Annotated in this window: 18 protein-coding genes; 9 read left to right on the top strand and 9 right to left on the bottom strand. The window is 67.5% G+C overall.

The features are described from left to right. Positions 1-16 precede the first annotated feature (16 nt). Positions 17-892: a tripartite tricarboxylate transporter substrate binding protein gene (locus tag ACAH41_RS15235; RefSeq protein WP_325652144.1), complete on the bottom strand. Its 876-nt coding sequence runs from the start codon at positions 890-892 to the stop codon at positions 17-19. Here ACAH41_RS15235 and ACAH41_RS15230 point away from each other — a divergent pair. Beyond that, positions 891-1,124 (top strand): hypothetical protein, encoded by a 234-nt coding sequence (locus tag ACAH41_RS15230; protein ID WP_325652142.1) that lies wholly within the window; start codon positions 891-893, stop codon positions 1,122-1,124. The genes ACAH41_RS15235 and ACAH41_RS15230 overlap by 2 nt on opposite strands. Before the next feature lie 82 nt (positions 1,125-1,206). Here ACAH41_RS15230 and ACAH41_RS15225 read toward each other — a convergent pair whose 3' ends face one another. Both ACAH41_RS15225 and ACAH41_RS15220 read right to left on the bottom strand, forming a co-directional pair. Further along, positions 1,207-1,956 (bottom strand): HAD family hydrolase, encoded by a 750-nt coding sequence (locus ACAH41_RS15225; RefSeq protein WP_325652138.1) that lies wholly within the window; start codon positions 1,954-1,956, stop codon positions 1,207-1,209. Next, entirely contained in the window at positions 1,953-2,885 is a 933-nt protein-coding gene (locus tag ACAH41_RS15220) for an aminotransferase class IV (protein ID WP_325652137.1), read from the bottom strand. Before ACAH41_RS15220 ends, ACAH41_RS15225 begins: the two co-directional genes overlap by 4 nt. A gap of 123 nt (positions 2,886-3,008) precedes the next feature. Here ACAH41_RS15220 and ACAH41_RS15215 point away from each other — a divergent pair, with 123 nt between their 5' ends. Continuing rightward, entirely contained in the window at positions 3,009-3,701 is a 693-nt protein-coding gene (locus ACAH41_RS15215) for a hypothetical protein (RefSeq protein WP_325652135.1), read from the top strand. Positions 3,702-3,720: 19 nt separating this feature from the next. Next, positions 3,721-4,737, top strand: a complete 1,017-nt coding sequence (locus ACAH41_RS15210) for an NAD-dependent epimerase/dehydratase family protein (RefSeq protein ID WP_325652233.1) — start codon at positions 3,721-3,723, stop codon at positions 4,735-4,737. A 97-nt stretch (positions 4,738-4,834) separates the two neighbouring features. Here ACAH41_RS15210 and ACAH41_RS15205 read toward each other — a convergent pair whose 3' ends face one another. From ACAH41_RS15205 to ACAH41_RS15195, 3 genes are all read right to left on the bottom strand, one after another. Next, a complete protein-coding gene (locus ACAH41_RS15205) occupies positions 4,835-5,728 on the bottom strand; it encodes an NAD-dependent epimerase/dehydratase family protein (protein WP_325652134.1) in 894 nt (297 codons plus the stop codon). Positions 5,729-5,731: 3 nt separating this feature from the next. Continuing rightward, positions 5,732-6,223, bottom strand: coding sequence for a DUF393 domain-containing protein (locus tag ACAH41_RS15200; RefSeq protein WP_325652133.1), 492 nt, complete (start codon positions 6,221-6,223; stop codon positions 5,732-5,734). Positions 6,224-6,306: 83 nt separating this feature from the next. Further along, positions 6,307-6,834, bottom strand: a complete 528-nt coding sequence (locus ACAH41_RS15195) for a MarR family transcriptional regulator (RefSeq protein ID WP_325652132.1) — start codon at positions 6,832-6,834, stop codon at positions 6,307-6,309. A 92-nt stretch (positions 6,835-6,926) separates the two neighbouring features. Between ACAH41_RS15195 and ACAH41_RS15190 the strand changes: the two genes are divergently transcribed. The 6 genes from ACAH41_RS15190 (at position 6,927) to ACAH41_RS15165 (ending at position 16,394) form a co-directional block, all read left to right on the top strand. Then, on the top strand, positions 6,927-7,814 hold the full coding sequence (locus tag ACAH41_RS15190; RefSeq protein WP_325652131.1) for a LysR family transcriptional regulator: 888 nt from the start codon (positions 6,927-6,929) through the stop codon (positions 7,812-7,814). A gap of 220 nt (positions 7,815-8,034) precedes the next feature. After that, complete coding sequence (locus ACAH41_RS15185; protein ID WP_370538359.1) at positions 8,035-8,841, top strand: putative hydro-lyase; 807 nt, start codon at positions 8,035-8,037, stop codon at positions 8,839-8,841. A gap of 128 nt (positions 8,842-8,969) precedes the next feature. Next, complete coding sequence (locus ACAH41_RS15180) at positions 8,970-10,259, top strand: MFS transporter (protein ID WP_325652129.1); 1,290 nt, start codon at positions 8,970-8,972, stop codon at positions 10,257-10,259. 56 nt (positions 10,260-10,315) lie between these two features. Further along, positions 10,316-14,062, top strand: a complete 3,747-nt coding sequence (locus ACAH41_RS15175) for a hydantoinase B/oxoprolinase family protein (protein WP_325652127.1) — start codon at positions 10,316-10,318, stop codon at positions 14,060-14,062. 110 nt (positions 14,063-14,172) lie between these two features. Then, positions 14,173-14,742 carry a heme NO-binding domain-containing protein gene (locus tag ACAH41_RS15170; protein WP_325652125.1) on the top strand — a complete coding sequence of 190 codons (570 nt, stop codon included), beginning with the start codon at positions 14,173-14,175 and terminating at the stop codon, positions 14,740-14,742. Continuing rightward, positions 14,742-16,394 carry an ATP-binding protein gene (locus ACAH41_RS15165; RefSeq protein ID WP_325652123.1) on the top strand — a complete coding sequence of 551 codons (1,653 nt, stop codon included), beginning with the start codon at positions 14,742-14,744 and terminating at the stop codon, positions 16,392-16,394. The genes ACAH41_RS15170 and ACAH41_RS15165 overlap by 1 nt, the downstream gene beginning before the upstream one ends. A 133-nt stretch (positions 16,395-16,527) precedes the next feature. Here ACAH41_RS15165 and ACAH41_RS15160 read toward each other — a convergent pair whose 3' ends face one another. The 3 genes from ACAH41_RS15160 to acnB all read right to left on the bottom strand — a co-directional run bounded on the left by ACAH41_RS15160 (position 16,528) and on the right by acnB (position 19,853). After that, positions 16,528-16,827 (bottom strand): type II toxin-antitoxin system RelE/ParE family toxin, encoded by a 300-nt coding sequence (locus ACAH41_RS15160; RefSeq protein WP_325652121.1) that lies wholly within the window; start codon positions 16,825-16,827, stop codon positions 16,528-16,530. Next, positions 16,824-17,099, bottom strand: a complete 276-nt coding sequence (locus tag ACAH41_RS15155; RefSeq protein WP_325652119.1) for a DUF1778 domain-containing protein — start codon at positions 17,097-17,099, stop codon at positions 16,824-16,826. Before ACAH41_RS15155 ends, ACAH41_RS15160 begins: the two co-directional genes overlap by 4 nt. A 156-nt stretch (positions 17,100-17,255) precedes the next feature. After that, positions 17,256-19,853 carry a bifunctional aconitate hydratase 2/2-methylisocitrate dehydratase gene (acnB, locus tag ACAH41_RS15150; RefSeq protein ID WP_325652117.1) on the bottom strand — a complete coding sequence of 866 codons (2,598 nt, stop codon included), beginning with the start codon at positions 19,851-19,853 and terminating at the stop codon, positions 17,256-17,258. Positions 19,854-19,924 lie beyond the last annotated feature (71 nt).

Here is a 19,924-nt window from a genome sequence, read left to right as displayed (position 1 = left end):
GGTCAGCGCAGCCGGGTCACTCGGGTTTGATGCCCGCGATGCGTATCACGCGGCCCCAACGGCCGACTTCGCGGTCAATGAAGTTCGCGTAGCTGTGCGCGCCCTGTTCCGGGACCACAAAGCCTTTGGACTCCAGCTGTTGCCGGGTTTCTGGTGACTGCATGATCTTCACCAGTTCGGCTTCCAGCCGTGCGGCGATGGGGGCGGGTGTCTTGCTGGACACCGAAATGCCGGACCAAGACATGGCCACGAATCCCGGAACCTCCTTTTCGCTGATCGCCGGCACATTGGGGAACAGCGAATTGCGCGAAGTGCTGGTGACTGCCAGGGCCTGGAGCTTGCCCTCTTTCACCAGGGGATAGGCCGAGTCCTGGTTGACGAATGCCATTGGCACCTGGCCTTCCAGCAGCGCAGCGACCAACGGCCCGCCGCCTTTGTAGGGCACGCCAACGATGGAGAGGCCCTTGCAGTCCCGACCACCTTGGGCATTGCCCAGGCAGACGCTCAGGGACTGCTTGAGCAATTCCATGGCCACGTGGCCGGAAGATGCGTGCGTGAAGCCGTAGCTGAGCTTGCCGGGATTGGCCTTGCCGTAGGCGATCAGCTCGGCCAGTGTCTTGAATGGTGACTTGGGGCTGGCGACCAGCACGTTCGCCCCGGAATGAACCTGCGTCAGGTGTGTGAAGTCCTTGATGGAGTCATAGCCGACCTGCGCATCCATGCCGTGCGCCACGGCGTTCTGGCCAATGCCGCTCTGAATCAGCGTGTAGCCATCGGCGGGCAGCGACAGCGCCTTCAAGGTGCCGGTGACGCCGCCGCCGCCGGCGATGTTTTCAACGTTGACCGGCTGCTTCAGTGCCACAGCGAGCTTGCCGGCGATCAGTCGGCCCATGAAGTCGCTGGTGCCGCCGGGCGGGAACGGGACGATCAGTTTGAGAGGCTTGGTTGGCCATTCCGGGGCCTGCGCATGCGCAGAATGGGCGCCCAGCAATGACATGGCCAAGCTCAACCAGGCCGCCAGCAATGAACTGCAACGTATCACTTGTGTTGTCTCCGTCTTCGTGGATTTCGAACGCGAATCGTCTTTGAGCCAAGCCTGCGGCGCGATTTCGCGGGCAATCTAACATCGCTCGCATCCGCCACCAGGGTTTGGTGGCGAACATGCGTCGCATCATGCCGTCTTCTGGACAGTCACAGTCGCCTGTCTCAGCCGCCGATCTGGAAGCGATGCCGGTGCAGCAAGGCATAAGCCGGGCGACATGCCTCGGCCACGGCCAGGGCCGCACCTTGCAACCGGGGCGAGCGTGGGCGCCAGGCTTCAAAGCTGGTCGAGGCCCAGACAGCGTCGTACCAGTGGGGCGCCCAGATGCCGTCGCTGTCCCGCCGGCCTGCGGGCCAGCTCAGCATGCGCGGCGTGAAGGCAATGCCCAGCGCGGCGCAGACCGCTTTCAGGTAGGCCTCGGGCGCTTGCAGGAAATCGTCGGCGGCTATCACCATCGGTGCCTGGCCGCTGCGCTGCGCCAGTTCGTCGAACAGCAGGGCCTGCTGCAGCAGGCCGATGTCGGCCGGGGCCACGGTGGCGCGGCTCTTCAGATAGCTCTCCACGACCTGCGCCGGGTCGCGGATCAGCAGCACGTTGTGCAGCTTGTGCACCCAGTCCGTCGCCATGCCTGGCAGCAGGTGGTGGCTCATGTGCTTCTGGTACCAGACGGGCTGGCCGCCAGGGGCCGGCCCTTCGCTGAGCGCCTGCGCCACGCGCGCAGCGTCGGTGTCGCCGTCGGCAATGATCTCGTCGCGGCCCGGGTGGTCCAGGCCGGTCGCTGCCAGGTAGGCGGCGTACAGCGGCTCGTCGCTGACGGCGCAGTCACCGCGGTTTTCCCAGGCCCGCATCATCGCGGTGGAAATGTTGCGAGGGCCGCTCCACATGGCAACCCGCAGCGGCGCCGCGGCACTCATGCCCATCGGCCTTCGCAGGCCGCCACATCGCGCGCCACCAGGCCCCTGTACAGCGCCTGCAGCCGCAGCACCATCGGTCCTGGCAAGCCGCCTTCCATCACGCGGCCGTCCACCTCGCGCACCGGCACCACGCCGGCGAATGTGCCGGTGCAGAAGGCCTCTTCTGCGCTGTAGACCTGGGTCAGGCTGAAATTCTTCTCGAACACCGGAATGCCGGCCTCGCGGCAGACCTGGATCACGTTGCTGCGCGTGATGCCGCCCAGGCAGTAGTCGCCGCTGCTGGTCCAGACCTCGCCGCCCCGCACGATGAAGAAGTGGGTCGAGTTGCAGGTCGCCACGAATCCGTGCGGGTCCAGCATCAGCGCTTCGTCTGCGCCCGCAGCCGTGGCCTGGATGCAGGCGGTGATGCAGTTCAGCTTGCTGTGGCTGTTCAGCTTGGGGTCCAGCACGTCCGGATGGCCGCGGCGCACGTGCACCGTGAACAGCTTCAGCCCGGCATTGACCGTCTCGGGCTTGGCCAGCTTGAACTCCGGCAGGATCACGATGGTGGCCGGGCCCACGGTGACGCGCGGGTCCTGGTAAGGCGTGCGCTTCACGCCGCGGCTGACCATCAGCCGGATGTGCACGCCGTCGTGCATCTGGTTGGCCTTCAGCGTGTCGTAGACCGCCTGCGTCAGTTCGGCCTTGCTCATGCCAATGTCCAGCATGATGGCCTTGGCACCTTCCCACAGCCGTGCCAGGTGCGCATCCAGGAACAGCGGATGCCCCTGGACCACGCGCAGGCCTTCCCACACGCCATCGCCCAGCACGAAGCCGCTGTCGAAAACCGACACCGTGGCGTCGGCGCGCGACTTGAGCTGGCCGTTGATCCAGATGCGGATGTCCGCATTGCGCGGGTCGTCATGAAAGTCGTGAATGCTTTGCGACATGTTTCGTCAGGGTTCCCGGGTGAGCGACGAGTCTAGCGGCAGTGGCATCATCTCGGGTTGACGTCCCATCAAGGGCGAATCCGGGGTTGGTCAACAGCCGGCCATGACAGCAAAGGTTATCGAATGCACTCGTTCCACAAGCACACTTTCGCCGGCGCCGCTGGCCTGCTGCTGGCCCTGGTGGCCAGCCTCGCCTCGGCGCAAGACAAGCTGCAGAGCCTCGGCAATGCGAATGCCAAAGCGTCGGTGATGAGCCGCGAAGAGCTGCGCGCCTGCTTCAAGGAGCAGGACAGCATCAAGGCCGCGAGCATTGACCTGGGCACCAAGCGCACCGCGCTGGATGCCGAGCGCAAGCAGCTCGAAACTGAGAACGAGGCCATGAAGCAGCAGCGCGACGCGCTGGCCGCCCGTGTCAACCAGAACGCGGCCGACATGAACGCCAAGGTGGCTGCGCACAGCGCCAAGGTCGAGGCATTCAACCAGAAGATGGACGCGCTGAACGCCGCGGCGAAGAAAGGCGAGAACATCGACCGCCGCCAGCAGGTGCTGGAGCGGGAGGGCAAGGAAATCCAGAAGACTTCCGACGAGCTGAACGAAGCCGGCAAGGTGTTCCAGGCCAGCGTCGACGAAGACAAGAACAAGCTCGACAGCCAGTTCCAGCAGTTCCAGGTCAAGACCGATCAATGGAACACCCGCAACCACGACATGGACATCGCTGCCAGCAACTACGACGCTGATCTGAGTTCGTGGAAGACCCGCTGCGGCGGCCGCAACTATCGCGAAAGCGACGAGAAGGCCATTCGCGCCGGCAAGTGAGGGTGAGCGCGTGACTGCCATGCCGCAGCGCCTGCTGATCATTGGAGGCACCCGCTTTGTTGGGCGCCACTTGTCGGAGGCGGCGCTTGCTGCGGGCCACACCGTCACGCTGTTCAACCGCGGGCAGAGCGGCGAACCGCTGCCTGGTGCAGAGTTCATTCAAGGCGACCGGCGCGGAGATCTTTCCGCGCTCGCTGCCAGGCGCTGGGACGCGGTGATCGACTGCTGCGGCTACCTGCCCGGGGAAGTCGTCGCGATGGCGCAGGCCCTGCGCGGTCGCGTCGACCGCTACATCTTCATCTCCAGCGTCTCGGCCTATGCCGACTTCCGGCAGCCGAACAGCGAAGACTCGCCGCTGGGCGTGCTGGCCGACCCGAACACGACGACGGTAGATGGCGACACCTATGGCCCACTGAAAGCCGCCTGCGAGCAAGTGGTGCGGCGGGTGTTTGGCGAACAGGCGCTGTTGATCCGCCCTGGCTTGGTCGTCGGCCCGCACGACCCCACCGGCCGCTTCACCTGGTGGCCGGCGCGGGTTGCCAACTCGGCGGATGGCGAACCGCTGCTGGCGCCGGGTCATCCCGAAGACGAACTGCAGTTCATTGACGCCCGGGACCTGGCGGCCTTTGTGCTGCATGCTGTGGCGCAAGGCGAGTCCGGTGCTTTCAACGTGGCCACCCTGCCTGGTGTGCATCAGTTTGGCGACCTGCTGCAGCGTTGCGCGGAAGCCGCTGGCACGTCGCCCCAGGTCTGCTGGGCTTCGTCCGCCTGGCTGCTGGCGCAACAGGTTTCGCCCTGGGACCAGATGCCCTTGTGGCTGGGCGACGATCCCGGCTATGTGGCCTTCCAGCGCAACAACACTCTGCGCGCCCATGACGCTGGCTTGCGCTGCCGCCCGCTGGGGGAGACGGTGGCCGACACGCTGGCCTGGTGGCGCGCCTTGCCGGCCGAGCAGCAAGGTTTTCCGAAGACCGGCCTGTCGCTCGAGCGTGAGCGGGAACTGCTGAGCCTGCTCACCACAGTCCAGGCTTCGTGACCGTCAGCCAGAAGATCGCAAGCATCGCGACAAAGGCTGGGTAGCCCAGCCGCTCCCAACGCCAAGCTGCGGCTGCAGCATCGAGGTGATGTCGTGATCACCTCTGCGCCAACAGTCGGTCCGGCGGGCAGGGCGCGTGGCCCAGCACGGCGGCGAACTGCGCCGCCTCGGCGGCGCTCGCGGTGTTGTCCCGTTGCAGCAGGCCCAGCGTCTGCCGGCCCCAGGGCGTGAAGGGCAGCAGGTCGCCGGCCCAGGCGCTGCTGCGGGCCAGCGCAGCGGGCATCGTGCCGACCCGTGCGGGCTTGTCGCCACGTTGCTGTCGCAGCGAGGCCAACAGCGCTTCGAGGCTGAGCGCCTGCGGTCCTGTGCAGACCATCAGGCCGCGCTGCGCCAGCGCCGGTCCCAGCAGCTGCGCACAGGCCTCCGCCAGGTCCTGCACTGCGACTGGCTGGATCAACGTTCGCCTGCCCTCGGGCGGCAGCGCCAGCCAGGGCAACCGGGACATCGCGACAAACAACTCGCTGCCCGCGCCGCCGCGGCCGAACACCACGCTGGGCCTCAGCACCACGCCGTCCAGCGCGCCGTGTTGGGTCAATGCCAGCAGCGTGCCGTCGGCCTCTGCCTTGGTGCGGGCGTAGGCGGAGCCCTGGCCTTCGATGCCCAGCGCCGAGACCTGCAGCACCCGTCGTACGCCCGCTTCGGCACAGGCCTGGAACAGTGCCTGCGGTGCCTGCGTGTGCAGCAGCCGCATCGGCTGGCGCCGGCTGTCGCGCAGCACGCCGACGGCGTTGATCACCGCGTCCACGCTAGCCAGCAAAGGCAGCCAGTCGCGCGGCTGGGTCATCGCCATGAGGTTCACTGCCAGGGCTTCTTGGCCGACCGCTTCCCGACCGCCACGGCTGGCGGCCACCACTTGGTGGCCGTGGTCCCGCAGTGCGCGGGCGATGTGCCGGCCGATGAAGCCCGTGGCACCACAAAGCAGGACACGCATGTCTCAGCGCTCCTTGGGCTGATGCAGCTCGCAATGCCCGGCATGGCAACGCGAGGTGTCGTTCGCGGCGCGTTCCGCCGCGCGGCGCAGCGTGGTCTCGAACAGCACGTGGCTGATCCAGTGCGGCAGTGCGCGGCGGTACCTGGCAATCCACGGGTAGGCCCGCTCGGCCAACCGGCCCAGCAGCGGCTGGTTCAGCAGTTGTGACACTCGGGGCAGGCCGGCCGCCACATAGGCCAGGCGGAACACCGCCACGCCGGTCAGCCATGTGCCGTCGGCCCGCTGGCCGCGCATCAGCGTGAGCATGTCGGCCAGGCTCGGCCCGCCTGCAGGCGGCACAGAGCCCGGCGCGCTGACGTCGACAAAGCGCAGCAGCCCGTCGCGGTTGCGCAGCATCAGGTTGCGCATTTCGCCGTCGCACAGCGGACAGGCCGACTCGTAGTAAAGCGTCAGTGGATAGGCGCCAGCGTCATGGGGCAGGGGGTGCATCCTCATTGTCTTCTCCGTTTGAAATTTCAGTATTAACAGAAATATTGACTCAAAAAAAAGGCCTGAAGGACCCTGCATCGGAAGGCCGTTCAACTGTCTCCGCGCACGAAGCGCTGCACGCTGGCGCCGAGCTTCAGCACCTTCTCCAGCGTGGTCGGCGAGAGCCGCAGCATCTCGTCGGACCACAACCCCAACGTTTCCATGAAGCGCAGCGTTTCGCGCACGCGGTCCTGCGCGTCGGCGGATTCCTGTTCGAAGCCGGGCTGGACCTGAAGCTCCTTCAGCAGGCGCACGGTCGGGTCGAACTCGCGCTCCTTGCGCTCGCGCACGATGGTGCGGAACAGCTCCCACACGTCGAGCGAGGTTTCGAAATAGTCGCGCCGGTCGCCCAGCACGTGGGTGCTGCGCACCAGGTTCCAGTTCAGCAACTCTTTCAGGCTGGTGCTGACGTTGGAGCGCGCGACGCTCAACGTCTCGGAAATCTCCTCTGCGTGCAGCGGCCGGCCATGGAAGTAGAGCAGTGCGTGGATTTGCGAGACGCTGCGGTTCACGCCCCAGTTGCTGCCCATCTCGCCCCAGTGCACGATGAAGCGGCGGGCGGTGTCGGTGAGTTCCATGCCTGCATGCTAGGGTTCTTCCGACATTTCTGTCAATACAGAAATTAAGGTGACGGAAGCGCCACGGGACAGCCGCCCATAATCGGCCTCCCATGAACCTGCGTTTCGTGGAGGCGTTTCACTGGGCGGTGTCGCTGAAGAGCGTCACGCGTGCGGCCGAGAAGCTGCATATCACGCAGTCGGCCCTGTCGTCGCGCATCTCGGCGCTGGAGGAAGAGTTGGGCGTGGTGCTGGTGGACCGGCGCGACAAGCAGTTCCGCCTGACGATTGCCGGCCAGCGTTTCCATGTGCTGGCCCTCCGCCTACTGGACGTGCATCGCCAGCTCAAGGAGGAGATGGGCAACCACGCCAGCCGGCCGGTGGCACTGCGCATCGGGGCGATCGAGTCGGTGGTGCACAGCTGGCTGACGGGCTGGCTGCAGCAGATGCGCCGCACCCACCCGGACTTCGCGCTGGAGCTGACGGTGGAAACCTCACCGGTGCTGGTCGACCAGGTGCGCCGCGGCGCTCAGGATCTCGTCTTCGCCGCCATCCCGGCGACCGATGCCTCGGTGCGCACCCGCCCGCTGCCGCCCATGCCCATGGTCTTCGTCGGCCATGCCGAGCAGCACACCAAGCCGCGCTACAGCCTGCTGGACCTGTCCTGCACTGAGCTGCTGACCTTCCAGCGCGGCTCGCAGCCGCACCAGGCGCTGCTGGAACTGTTCCAGCGCCACGGCGCGCCGCTGCCGCGCGTGCATGCCATTTCCTCGATCTCGGCCATGGTGCAACTGGTCGAAGGCGGCTTTGGCATTGCCACCTTGCCTGAAAGCGCAGCGCTGCAACTGGCGCGCCGCGCACCGCTGCGCTGCCTGCTGGCCGACGCCACGCTGGCGCCGCTGCCCATCCACGCCAGCTACCGCGAGGACCCCACGTCCTCGCTGACCGAGTCGGTGCTGGACTCGGCGCAGGCCTACCTGTCGCAAGGCAGCTCGGGCTGACCCACCGCGCTCGAAGCGCACCGCGGTGAAGCCTTCTGGCAACGGGGTTTGCACCAGGATTCATCATTCAAAAATTCGATGGAGCCAACCGGAAATTTCTCGTTGGAAGGCGGGCCAACGGACTTTCACAATGCGCCGCATTCCAGGTCTTTTGAGGCCTGCAGCCAGCAAGCACCAGGAGTTGCCCATGAACGCGAGCACCGCCGCTTCCTTCTCAGTCATGACCCCGGCCGAACTCGGCCTGTCCGCAGCTTCCACCGGGCGCGACGTGCGCTCGGCTGCGCGCAGCGGTGCCTTCCTGGGCCACACCAGCGGACTGGCCGCCGAGTATGTGCAGGTCAACCTCGCCATCCTGCCGGCCGAGTTGGCCGGCGACTTCCTGCGCTACTGCCAGCGCAACCCCAAGCCCTGCCCGCTGCTGGGCGTGTCGGAACCTGGTGAGTGGACGCTGCCGGACCTGGCCGAGGACCTGGACCTGCGCACCGATGTGCCCCGCTACCGCGTGTGGCGCCATGGCGAGCTGGTGGCCGAGCCCGCCGACCTGCACGGCCTGTGGCGCAAGGACCTGGTGACCTTCGCGCTGGGCTGCTCGTTCTCGTTCGAGCACGCATTGCTGGCCGACGGCATGCGCCTGCGCCATGTGGACGAAGGTCGCAACGTGGCCATGTACCGCACCAACATCCCGACGCGCGCCGCCGGCGTCTTCCACGGGCCGATGGTGGTCTCGATGCGCCCGCTGAAGGCAGCTGATGCGATCCGCGCGGTGCAGATCACCTCCCGCACGCCCGAAGTGCACGGCGCCCCGGTGCACCTGGGCGATCCGGCGCTGATCGGCATTCGCGACATCATGAGGCCGGACGATGGCGACGCGGTCGAGATCCGCAGCGCCGAGTTGCCGGTGTTCTGGGCCTGCGGCGTGACGCCGCAGGCCGCCATTGCCGCGGCCAAGCCCGCGTTCTGCATCACCCACGCGCCGGGCTTCATGCTGGTCACCGACCGGTTGAACCGCCAGCTCGGTCGCAACTAGCGGCCACACCGCTTCCTTTCCCGCTTCCGTTTTTCGTTGCGCGTGGCAACACTGTCGCGGCGGCCAGCCAGGGCCGCTGCGGGAGCACACGCGCCTGTGTGCCCTCACCTAACAGGTCCCAACTCACCATGTGGCTACGACAAACGACTCCCTCAGAGCGCCGCACGCTGACCGCCACCTTTGCCGGTTATGGCGTCGACGGCTTTGACTACATGATCTACACCTTCCTCATCCCCACGCTGCTCGCGGCCTGGGGCATGACGAAGGCCGAGGCCGGCTACATCGCCACCGGCGCGCTGCTCACCTCCGCCGTCGGCGGCTGGGCGGCCGGCGTGCTGGCGGACCGTTTCGGCCGCGTGCGCGTGCTGCAGTGGACGGTGCTGTGGTTCGCCAGCTTCACCTTCCTCAGCGGCTTCACCAGCTCCTTCGGCCAGCTCTTCTTCACCCGCGCCATGCAGGGCTTCGGCATGGGCGGCGAATGGGCCGTTGGCTCGGTGCTGATCGCCGAGACCATCTCCGCCAGGCACCGTGGCAAGGCGGCCGGGCTGGTGCAAAGCAGCTGGGCGGTGGGATGGGCGGCCTCGGCGCTGGCCTTCTGGGGCCTGTATTCGGTGCTGCCGCCGGAGACCGCCTGGAAGCTGCTGTTCTGGATCGGCATCGTTCCCGCGCTGCTGATCCTCTACATCCGCCGCAACCTGGACGAGCCGGCGGTCTACCGCGCCGAGCAGGCCCGCCGCCGCAGCACCGGTGACCGCGCCAACTTCATGCGCATCTTCCACCCTTCCTTGCTGCGCACCACCGTGTTGGCCAGCCTGCTGGCCACGGGGATGCAGGGCGCCTACTACTCGGTCACCACCTGGCTGCCGACCTTCCTGAAGACCGAGCGCCACCTCTCGGTGCTGGGCACCAGCACCTACCTGCTGGTGCTGATCGGCGGCTCGTTCGCCGGCTACCTCACGAGTGCCTGGCTCAGCGACGCCATCGGCCGCCGCCGCTGCTTCATGCTGTTCGCGGCCATGGGCATCGTGCTGGTGCTGAGCTACACGCAGATCCCCATCACCGACGGCCTGATGCTGGTGCTGGGCTTCCCGCTGGGCTTCTTCCTGTCAGGCATCTTCTCCGGCATGGGCGCCTTCCTGTCCGAGCTGTTCCCGAGCGACGTGCGCGGCTCCGGCCAGGGCTTCACCTACAACGTGGGCCGTGCCATCGGCGCCATCTGCCCGGCCCTGATCGGCCAGCTCAGCAGCAGCATGCCGCTGGGCCAGATCCTGGGCTGGATGGCGGCTGGCTGCTACGCGCTGGTGATCCTCGCCGCGCTGGTGCTGCCCGAGACCCGTGGCCGAGAACTCGCGGCCGGCAACGAAGCGCCGAAGGACGAGTCCGCCGACGCCCCGGCTGCCAATCGCCTGGCCGCCTGATTGCCAACGCCCCGTCGCATTCCCTGGCGGGCCGCGCAGGCGGTCCCGAACAAGACATGACTGAAGCTTTGACCTCTTCCGACCGCTGGCAGTTCTGGATCGACCGCGGCGGCACCTTCACCGACCTGGTCGGCCGCGCGCCGGACGGCACGCTGCACACACTCAAGCTGCTGTCCGAAAACCCCGAGCAATACCGGGACGCGGCAGTCGAAGGCATCCGCCGCCTGCTGGGCCTGCAGCCCGGCGAGCTGATCACGCCGGAGCGCGTGGACTGCGTGAAGATGGGCACGACGGTGGCCACCAACGCGCTGTTGGAACGCAAGGGCGACCGCACGCTGCTGGTCACCACGCGCGGCTTCCGCGACGCGCTGCGCATTGCCAGCCAAGCCCGGCCCAAGCTGTTCGACCGTCACATCCAGCTGCCCGAGCTGCTGTACGAGCAGGTCGTCGAGGCGGACGAGCGGGTGGACGCGCAAGGGCGGCTGCTGCAGCCGCTGGACCTCGCCGCGCTGCAGTCGAAACTGCAGACGGCCTTCGACAGCGGCCTGCGCGCCTGCGCCATCGTCTTCCTGCACGGCTACCGTGCGCCGGCGCACGAGCAGGCCGCGCAGGCCTTGGCGCGCGAGATCGGCTTCACGCAGGTCTCGGCTTCGCACCAGGTCAGCCCGCTGATGAAGCTGGTGCCGCGCGGCGACACGACGGTGGTCGACGCCTACCTCAGCCCCATCCTGCGCCGCTACGTGGAGCAGGTCGCAGGGCAGATGCCGGGCGTGCGGCTGTTCTTCATGCAGAGCTCCGGCGGCCTGACCGAAGCGCACCGCTTCCAGGGCAAGGACGCGATCCTCTCGGGCCCGGCCGGCGGCATCGTCGGCATGGTGCGCACCGCGCTGGCGGCAGGCCATGAGAAGGTCATCGGCTTCGACATGGGTGGTACGTCCACCGACGTGAGCCATTTCGCCGGCGAGTTCGAGCGCGCCTTCGACACCGAGGTGGCCGGCGTGCGCATGCGCGCGCCGATGATGAGCATCCACACGGTGGCAGCCGGCGGCGGTTCGGTGATCCGCTTCGACGGCGCTCGGTTGCGCGTCGGCCCCGAGTCGGCCGGCGCCAACCCCGGCCCGGCCAGCTACCGCCGCGGCGGCCCTTTGGCCACGACCGATGCCAACGTGATGCTGGGCCGCATCCAGCCCGAGTTCTTCCCGCGCGTGTTCGGCCCCAAGGCCAACCAGGCGCTGGACCGCGAGGTCGTGCAGCAGCGTTTTGCCGAAATGGCCGCCGCGATGACTGGCGCGACTGGCCAGGCCGTCAGCGCCGAGCAGGCCGCGGCCGGCGCGCTGCAGATCGCCGTCGGCGCGATGGCCAATGCGATCAAGCGCATCTCGGTGGCGCGCGGCTACGACGTCACCAACTACACGCTGCAGTGCTTCGGTGGCGCCGGTGGCCAGGCCGCCTGCCTGGTGGCCGACGCGCTGGGCATGACGCGCATCCTGGCGCATCCGTTCGCCGGCGTGCTCAGCGCCTACGGCATGGGCCTGGCCGACCAGATCGCGATGCGCGAGGCCTCGCTGGAGCAGGCGCTGGACGCGGCCGGGCTGGCGCAGGCCCGCGCGCTGGCCGAGCGGCTGCGCGCGCAGGCCGCGCAGGAACTGCTGACCCAAGGCGTGGCAGCGGAGACCGTGCAAGCCGTGGCGCGCGTGCAGGTGCGCTACCAGGGCACGGACACCACGCTGCCGTGCCAGCTCGCCACCCACGACGGCAGCGAAGCCGCCATTGCTGAGATCCGCGCCGAGTTCGAGCGTGGCTACCGCCAGCGCTACGCCTTCCTGATGCCGGACCGTACGTTGGTCATCGAGTCCGTCAGCGTCGAATGCCTGGCTGCAGGCGAACGGCCAGAAAGCGCACCTGCCTCGGCGATGGCCGTGGCCCACCAGCCCGCGCCGCGCGCCCGCATCCGCATGTACTGCCTGGCCGACGAGCAGCCTGCCGGCTGGCGCGAGGCCGAGCTGCACCAGCGCGAAACCCTGGCCGCTGGTGCACTGGTCAGCGGCCCGGCGGTGATCGCCGAGAAAAATGCCACCACGGTGATCGACCCCGGCTGGCAGGCCAGCCTCAGCGCGCAGGGCGAGCTGCTGATCCAGCGCATCCGCCCCCGCGCCGCGCTGCGGGCGGCGGGCACCGAGGCCGACCCGGTGATGCTCGAGGTCTTCAACAACCTGTTCATGAACATTGCCGAGCAGATGGGGCTGCGGCTGCAGAACACCGCCTACTCGGTCAACATCAAGGAACGGCTGGACTTCTCCTGCGCGCTGTTCGACCCGCAAGGCCAGCTGATCGCCAACGCGCCGCACATGCCGGTGCACCTGGGTTCGATGAGCGAATCCATCCGCTCGGTGATCCAGCGCAACCCCGAGATGCGGCCGGGCGACGTGTACGTGCTCAACGACCCGTACCACGGCGGTACGCACCTGCCGGACATCACCGTGGTGACGCCGGTGTACCTGACGACCCCCATGGACGCAAAGCGTCCGGCCCCCCGAGGGGGCGCGAATCCGCCTTGGGGCGGCCCGGCGGCGGATTCGCAAGACGCGGACTTCGTGCCGACGGAGCTGCGCCCCAGCTTCTACGTCGCCTCCCGCGGCCACCATGCCGACATCGGCGGCACCACGCCGGGCTCGATGCCGCCGTTCTCGCAAAGCATCGAGGAAGAGGGCGTGCTGATCGACAACTTCCAGCTGGTCGCGCAAGGCCGCCTGCGAGAGGCCGAATTGGTGGCGCTGCTGCAGTCCGGCCCATACCCCAGCCGCAATCCGGCACAGAACCTGGCGGACCTGCGGGCGCAGATCGCTGCGAACGAGAAGGGCGTGCAAGAGCTGAAGGCGATGGTCGCGCAGTACGGCCGCGAGACGGTGCTGGCCTACATGCAGCATGTGCAGGACAACGCCGAGGAATCGGTCCGCCGCGTCATCACCGCCTTGAAGCCCGGCAGCTTTGTGCTTCCGATGGACAACGGCGCCGAGATCCGCGTGGCCGTGACGGTCGACGCGAAGCGGCGCTCCGCCCGGGTCGACTTCACTGGCACCAGCGCCCAGCAGCCCCACAACTTCAACGCGCCCAAGTCCATCACCATGGCCGCGGTGCTCTACGTCTTCCGCACGCTGGTGGACGATGCGATTCCGCTGAACGCCGGCTGCCTCAAGCCGATCGAGGTCATCGTGCCCGAAGGCTGCCTGCTGAACCCGCGTTTCCCGGCTGCCGTGGTGGCCGGTAATGTGGAGACCTCCCAGTGCGTCACCAATGCGCTGTACGGCGCGCTGGGCGTGATGGCGGCCAGCCCGTGCACGATGAACAACTTCACCTTTGGCGACGACACGCACCAGTACTACGAGACCATCTCCGGCGGCTCCGGCGCCGGCCCCGGCTTCCACGGCACCAGCGTTGTCCAGGCCCACATGACCAACTCGCGGCTGACAGACCCTGAAGTGCTGGAATTCCGCTTCCCGGTGCGGCTGGATGCCTACGAGATCTGCCCCGGCACGGGTGGCGCCGGCCGGTGGCGGGGCGGCGATGGCGGCGAACGCCGCATCCGCTTCCTGCAGCCGATGACGGCGTCCATCCTCAGCAATGGCCGCACGCACGGCGCCTTTGGCATGGCCGGTGGCCAGCCTGGCGCGGTAGGCGAGAACTTGGTCCAACGGGCGGACGGCCGCACCGAGCCGCTGGGCCACATCGGCCAGGTCGGGATGGGCGAGGGCGATGTGTTCGTGATCCGCACGCCAGGCGGAGGCGGGTACGGGCAAGCGTGAATTGATGCAGCGCTCCGCTTGCGGATAGGGCGCCTACGGATGGCTGGCGCAGCGCGCCGGGCCGATGATGGAGCGGCGGGCTGCAGTTCGGAGCCGGCAGAAAGGTGTCCATGTACGGTTTGGTCAACCAGGGCCTGGAAGACTTTGTCACCCAGGGCTTTGGCGAGGACACCTGGCGGCAGGTGCTGCGCCGGGCGGGCGTGGCGCAGGAAATGTTCATCTCGATGGACAGCTACCCCGACGAGCTGAGCTTCAAGCTGGTTGGCGCTGCCAGCGAGGAACTGGCCATGGACGCGGCGGCCTTGCTCGAGGCCTTCGGCCAGCACTGGGTGCTCTACACCGCGCAGGTCGGCTACGGCGAGATGCTGGCCATGGCTGGCTCGGACCTGAAGACCTTCCTGCTCAACCTCGACACGCTGCACAGCCATGTCGGCATGACTTTCCCTGGGTTGCGCCCGCCGTCGTTCGAGGTCGAGTCGCCGCCGGGTGACCCGGGCCTGCTGCTGCATTACCGCAGTGAACGCATGGGCATGGCCCCGATGGTGGTCGGCCTGATCAAGGGCCTGGGGCAGCGCTTCAAGCAGCCGGTCACGGTGCAGCAGGTCGCCTTCCGCGGCCCGCAGGACCACGACGTCTTCCGCATCGAGTACATCGGGGTGCCAACACAGCCGGCGGCGTGATGTCGGCCGCCTCGCTGAACCTCACGCCTGCGCAGTTCGCGGCGGCTTTCCCCTTCCACATGGTGCTGGACGGGCACTTGTGCGTGCTGCAGGTCGGTGCGGTGCTGGGCCGCGTGTGTCCGGAGATGGTGCCCGGCATGGCGTTGGCGCAGCAGTTCAAGCTGGTTCGGCCGGTGCTGCCGAGCGTGGATTTCGAGGCCATCAGCGCGCGCGAAAAGTCACTGTTTGTCTTCCGTCACCGCGAGGGGTTGCTGCAGCTGCGCGGCGAGATGGTGCTGCAGGGCGAACGGCTGTTTTTCCTCGGCTCACCGTGGGTGGACGCCATGGCCAGCCTGCGCCGCATCGGCCTGTCGCTGAATGACTTCGCGGTGCACGACCCGGTGGTGGACCTGCTGTTCCTGCTGCAGACCAAGGACAAGGCCTTGGCCGATGCACAGGAGCTCTCGCGCCGGCTCAGCGCGCAGAAGGACAGCCTGAACGCAGCCCACCTGGCAGCCGAGGTGGCGGTGGCCGCCAGCCGCACCAAGAGCGAGTTCCTGGCGGTGATGAGCCACGAGATCCGCACGCCGCTGAACGGGGTGCTGGGCATGCTGCAGTACCTGCTGGCCAGCGACCTGCAGCCCGACCAGCGGCTGTGTGCCGAGATCGCCGCGCGCAGCGGCAAGACCCTGCTCAGCATCATCAACGACATCCTGGACTTCTCGAAGGTCGAGGCCGGCAAGCTGGAACTGGAGCAGATCCCGCTGGACCCGCACCTGGTTGTGCAGGAGGCCGTGGAACTGCTGGCCTTCCAGGCACGCGACAAGGGCCTGGTGCTGGCCTGCGAGGTGGCGCCCGGCGTGCCGCACCTGCTGCTCGGCGACCCCGGTCGCATCCGCCAGGTGCTGGTCAACTTCCTGGCCAACGCGATCAAGTTCACCAGCGTCGGCCAGGTGACGCTGCGCCTTGGCCTCGCGGCGGAGACCAACACCCACGCCACGCTGAGGCTGGAGGTACAGGACACCGGCATCGGCATCGAGCCGGCGCGGCAGCAAAGCATCTTCGAGCCGTTCACGCAGGCCGACCTGTCGACCACGCGCCAGTACAGCGGCACCGGCCTGGGCCTGGCCATCTGCCGCAAGCTGGCCGAGCTGATGGGCGGCGAGTTGGGCCTGCGAAGCCAGGCCGGCCAGGGCAGCTGCTTCTGGCTCACGGTGAGCCTGGAGAAGGCAAGGCAGGAGGACGGGCCGGCCGCCTTGCCACAGCAGCTGCCCAGCCGCTTCTCCGGCCACCTGCTGCTTGGCGAAGACGATCCCGTGAACCAGCAGATCGCGATGCTGCACCTGGCCGCGCTCGGCCTCACGGTGGATGTATTCGGCACCGGCGCAGACGCGATGCAGGCCGCTGCGCTTGGCGGCTACGACATGGCCTTGATGGACTTGCGCATGCCTGTGATGGATGGCCTCACTGCCTGCCGCGCCATTCGCAAGTTGCACGGTCCGGCAGGCCGGCTGCCCATCATCATCTGGACCGCCAGCATGCTGGACGTGGACCCGCAGCGCATCACCGAGGCCGGGGCCAATGGCGTACTGGGCAAGCCTTTCGAGCTGGATGCGCTGAAGCGCGCATTGGCCCGCTTCCTGCCGGCCCATCAGGCAGCCCAATCCGCATAAGGGCGTGCGCTCGTTTGTCGTCGCCGGCATGTTCACCGAAGCCGACTGGACGATCGAGACCCAGAAGCTCGGCGCCAGCGGCCCGCTGCTGCCGCCGTTCTCGGCGGTGCGCCTGGCCTGAGGCGCTTGTGCCTCAGTCGGCACGCGTGTAGCCGGCTTCTCGCTGCGACCTGATCGCCAAGACCAGGATCAGGTCTTCCGCTTCCTGGTAGCGGTACAGCGCGACGTGGCCCCGCGTGCGTTTGCCGATCACCAGCTCACGCAGGCCGCTGGCGGTCAGGCGGCCAATCATCGGATGCTGGGCCAACACGTCCAGCGCCGAAATGATCTCGTCCGTCCTGTCGGCGAGCTCACTGCCTTCGTGCGCTTCCAGGTGGGCGACGATGCGTTCGAGGTCCTCGATGACCTCTGGCGCCAGCTTGACTGCCGTCACTTCTCGCTGCGCGTTGCCTGCCCAGCCGTCTTGCGTGTGCGGCTCTGCAGCCAGCTGCGCGCGTCCGCCCAGTCCAATGCGTGCCCGGTGGCTTGCACGGTCGCTTCGCGGGCCAGCGCTTCTGCCACAAAGCCGGCTTGCTGCTCGGCCCGCTCGGCCTTTTCGGCAATGGCTTCGAGGATGAAGCTGTGCGGCGTTGTGCCCGCCTGTTCCGCAGCTTTTTGCACGCGCTGCTTCAAGGGCTCGGACAAGCGGATGGTCGTGGTTGACATGGTGCTTCCTTTCGGGCCAGGAGAATGTAGCACTCTTGTGCTACATGGCAGGCCTCTGTGCGTCACGCCGCGGGAGCCGCCATGGAAAAAGGCCCGCCAGGTTTGCCTGGCGGGCCTTGTCGTTTCAGGCGCCTGCAAGAGGCGCTTGTGCCGTGATCAGCAGGCCGCAGCCGTGCTCCTCGCGCCTTCGGCGTATTCGTCGATCTGGTCGAAGTTGAGGTACTTGTAGATCGCGGCGCCGTCCTTGTTCACCACGCCCATGGCTTCGTGGTATTCGGCCACGGTGGGGATGTGGCCGAGCTTGGAGGCAATGGCGGCGAGTTCGGCCGAGGCCAGGAACACGTTGGTGTTCTTGCCCAGGCGGTTCGGGAAGTTGCGGGTGGAGGTGGAGACCACGGTCGCACCTTCGCGCACCTGGGCCTGGTTGCCCATGCACAGCGAGCAGCCCGGCATTTCGGTGCGCGCACCGGCGGTGCCGAAGGCCGCGTAATGGCCTTCCTTGATCAGCTCGCTCTGGTCCATCTTGGTCGGCGGGGCGACCCACAGCTTGACGGGGATGTCGCGCTGGCCGCCCAGCAGCTTGGCTGCGGCGCGGAAGTGGCCGATGTTGGTCATGCACGAACCGATGAAGGCTTCATCGATCTTGGTGCCGGCCACGTCGGACAGGGTCTTGGCATCATCCGGGTCGTTCGGGCAGCAGAGGATGGGTTCCTTGATGTCGGCCAGGTCGATCTCGATCACCGCGGCGTATTCGGCGTTGGCATCGGCTTCCAGCAGCGTGGGGTTGGCCAGCCAGGCTTCGACCTTCTCGATGCGGCGCTGCAGCGTGCGTGCGTCGGCATAGCCGTCGTTGATCATGTTCTTCATCAGCACGACGTTGCTGGTGAGGTATTCCTTGATCGGTGCCGGGTTCAGCTTGATGGTGCAGCCGGCGGCGCTGCGCTCGGCCGAGGCGTCGCTCAGCTCGAAGGCCTGCTCGACCTTCAGGTCAGGCAGGCCTTCGATTTCGAGGATGCGGCCGGAGAAGATGTTCTTCTTGCCGGCTTTGGCAACCGTCAGCAGGCCGGCCTTGATGGCGTACAGCGGGATCGCGTGCACGAGGTCGCGCAGTGTCACGCCGGGCTGCATCTCGCCCTTGTAGCGCACCAGCACCGATTCGGGCATGTCCAGCGGCATCACGCCGGTGGCGGCGCCGAAGGCGACCAGGCCGGAGCCGGCTGGGAAGGAGATGCCGATCGGGAAGCGGGTGTGCGAGTCGCCGCCGGTGCCCACGGTGTCGGGCAGCAGCAGGCGGTTCAGCCAGCTGTGGATCACGCCGTCACCCGGGCGCAACGAAACGCCGCCGCGGCTGCTGATGAAGGCCGGCAACTCGCGGTGGGTCTTCACGTCGACCGGCTTCGGATAGGCTGCGGTATGGCAGAAGGACTGCATCACCAGGTCGGCCGAGAAGCCCAGGCAGGCCAGGTCCTTCAGTTCGTCGCGGGTCATCGGGCCGGTGGTGTCTTGCGAACCCACGGTCGTCATCTTCGGTTCGCAGTAGGTTCCCGGGCGCACGCCCTGGCCTTCCGGCAGGCCCACCGCGCGGCCGACCATCTTCTGCGCCAGCGTGAAGCCGGCCGTGGTTTCAATCGGGGCCTTCGGCAGGCGGAACAGCGTGGACGCGGCCAGGCCCAGGAACTCGCGGGCCTTGGCAGTCAGCGAGCGGCCGATGATCAGGTTGATCCGGCCGCCGGCACGCACTTCGTCGAACAGCACTTCGTTCTTCAGCTGGAACTCGACGATAGTTTCGCCGTCCTTCACGATCTTGCCGGCGTAGGGCAGCACGTCGACGACGTCGCCCATTTCCAGCTTGGAAACGTCGACCTCGATCGGCAGCGAGCCGGAGTCTTCCTGCGTGTTGAAGAAGATCGGCGCGATCTTGCCGCCCAGCGTCACGCCGCCGAAGCGCTTGTTCGGCACAAACGGAATGTCCTGGCCGGTGGCCCAGATCACCGAGTTGGTGGCCGACTTGCGCGAGGAGCCGGTGCCGACCACATCGCCCACGTAGGCGACCAGGTGGCCCTTCTTCTTCAGGTCCTCGATGAACTGCATCGGGCCGCGCTTGCCGTCTTCCTCCGGCACGAAGGCGGCGCCTTCGCGGGTGTTCTTCAGCATGGCCAGGTAGTGCAGCGGAATGTCCGGGCGGCTCCAGGCGTCAGGCGCGGGCGAGAGGTCGTCGGTGTTGGTTTCGCCAGGCACCTTGAAGACGGTGACGGTGATCTTCTGCTCGACTTCCGGGCGGCTGGTGAACCACTCGGCATCGGCCCAGGACTGGATCACTTCCTTGGCCTTGGCATTGCCGGCCTTGGCCTTCTCGGCCACGTCGTTGAAGAAGTCGAACATCAGCAAGGTCTTCTTCAAGCCCTCGGCCGCGACTGCCGCCACGTCGGCGTCGTCCAGCAGTTCGATCAGCGGATGCACGTTGTAGCCGCCCACCATGGTGCCCAGCAACTCGGTGGCCTTGGCCTTGGAGATCAGCGCCACGCCGAGCTCGCCATGCGCCACGGCGGCCAGGAACGAGGCCTTGACCTTGGCCGCATCGTCCACGCCGGGGGGCACGCGGTGCGTCAGCAGGTGCAGCAGGTAGGCGTCTTCGCCGGCGGGCGGGTTCTTGATCAGCTCGATCAGGTCGGCGACCTGCTTGGCATCGAGCGGCAGCGGCGGAATGCCGAGCGTGGCGCGTTCGGCGGCATGTTGGCGATAGGCTTGCAGCATGGGGCTCTCCAGGAAAGAACGGTGGGTATCAGAGGGGCGGGCGCCCGCGCAGCAGGCGCCCGTGTGAATGG

Source organism: Ideonella sp., assembly GCF_041287625.1.
Classification (GTDB): domain Bacteria; phylum Pseudomonadota; class Gammaproteobacteria; order Burkholderiales; family Burkholderiaceae_C; genus Ideonella.
Note: the sequence above shows the minus strand (reverse complement) of the source record. Positions and strands in the feature narration are given on the sequence as shown.

Bases quoted from the DNA above. Each gene is read 5' to 3' on its own strand.
- ACAH41_RS15195 (WP_325652132.1), bottom strand. From the start codon at position 6,834: ATGGAACTCACCGACACCGCCCGCCGCTTCATCGTGCACTGGGGCGAG.
- ACAH41_RS15215 (WP_325652135.1), top strand. From the start codon at position 3,009: ATGCACTCGTTCCACAAGCACACTTTCGCCGGCGCCGCTGGCCTGCTG.
- ACAH41_RS15200 (WP_325652133.1), bottom strand. From the start codon at position 6,223: ATGAGGATGCACCCCCTGCCCCATGACGCTGGCGCCTATCCACTGACG.
- ACAH41_RS15180 (WP_325652129.1), top strand. From the start codon at position 8,970: ATGTGGCTACGACAAACGACTCCCTCAGAGCGCCGCACGCTGACCGCC.
- ACAH41_RS15170 (WP_325652125.1), top strand. From the start codon at position 14,173: ATGTACGGTTTGGTCAACCAGGGCCTGGAAGACTTTGTCACCCAGGGC.
- ACAH41_RS15175 (WP_325652127.1), top strand. From the start codon at position 10,316: ATGACTGAAGCTTTGACCTCTTCCGACCGCTGGCAGTTCTGGATCGAC.
- ACAH41_RS15220 (WP_325652137.1), bottom strand. From the start codon at position 2,885: ATGTCGCAAAGCATTCACGACTTTCATGACGACCCGCGCAATGCGGAC.
- ACAH41_RS15205 (WP_325652134.1), bottom strand. From the start codon at position 5,728: ATGCGTGTCCTGCTTTGTGGTGCCACGGGCTTCATCGGCCGGCACATC.
- ACAH41_RS15225 (WP_325652138.1), bottom strand. From the start codon at position 1,956: ATGAGTGCCGCGGCGCCGCTGCGGGTTGCCATGTGGAGCGGCCCTCGC.
- ACAH41_RS15185 (WP_370538359.1), top strand. From the start codon at position 8,035: ATGACCCCGGCCGAACTCGGCCTGTCCGCAGCTTCCACCGGGCGCGAC.
- ACAH41_RS15210 (WP_325652233.1), top strand. From the start codon at position 3,721: ATGCCGCAGCGCCTGCTGATCATTGGAGGCACCCGCTTTGTTGGGCGC.
- acnB (WP_325652117.1), bottom strand. From the start codon at position 19,853: ATGCTGCAAGCCTATCGCCAACATGCCGCCGAACGCGCCACGCTCGGC.
- ACAH41_RS15235 (WP_325652144.1), bottom strand. From the start codon at position 892: ATGGGCCGACTGATCGCCGGCAAGCTCGCTGTGGCACTGAAGCAGCCG.
- ACAH41_RS15230 (WP_325652142.1), top strand. From the start codon at position 891: ATGAAGTCGCTGGTGCCGCCGGGCGGGAACGGGACGATCAGTTTGAGA.
- ACAH41_RS15165 (WP_325652123.1), top strand. From the start codon at position 14,742: ATGTCGGCCGCCTCGCTGAACCTCACGCCTGCGCAGTTCGCGGCGGCT.
- ACAH41_RS15190 (WP_325652131.1), top strand. From the start codon at position 6,927: ATGAACCTGCGTTTCGTGGAGGCGTTTCACTGGGCGGTGTCGCTGAAG.
- ACAH41_RS15155 (WP_325652119.1), bottom strand. From the start codon at position 17,099: ATGTCAACCACGACCATCCGCTTGTCCGAGCCCTTGAAGCAGCGCGTG.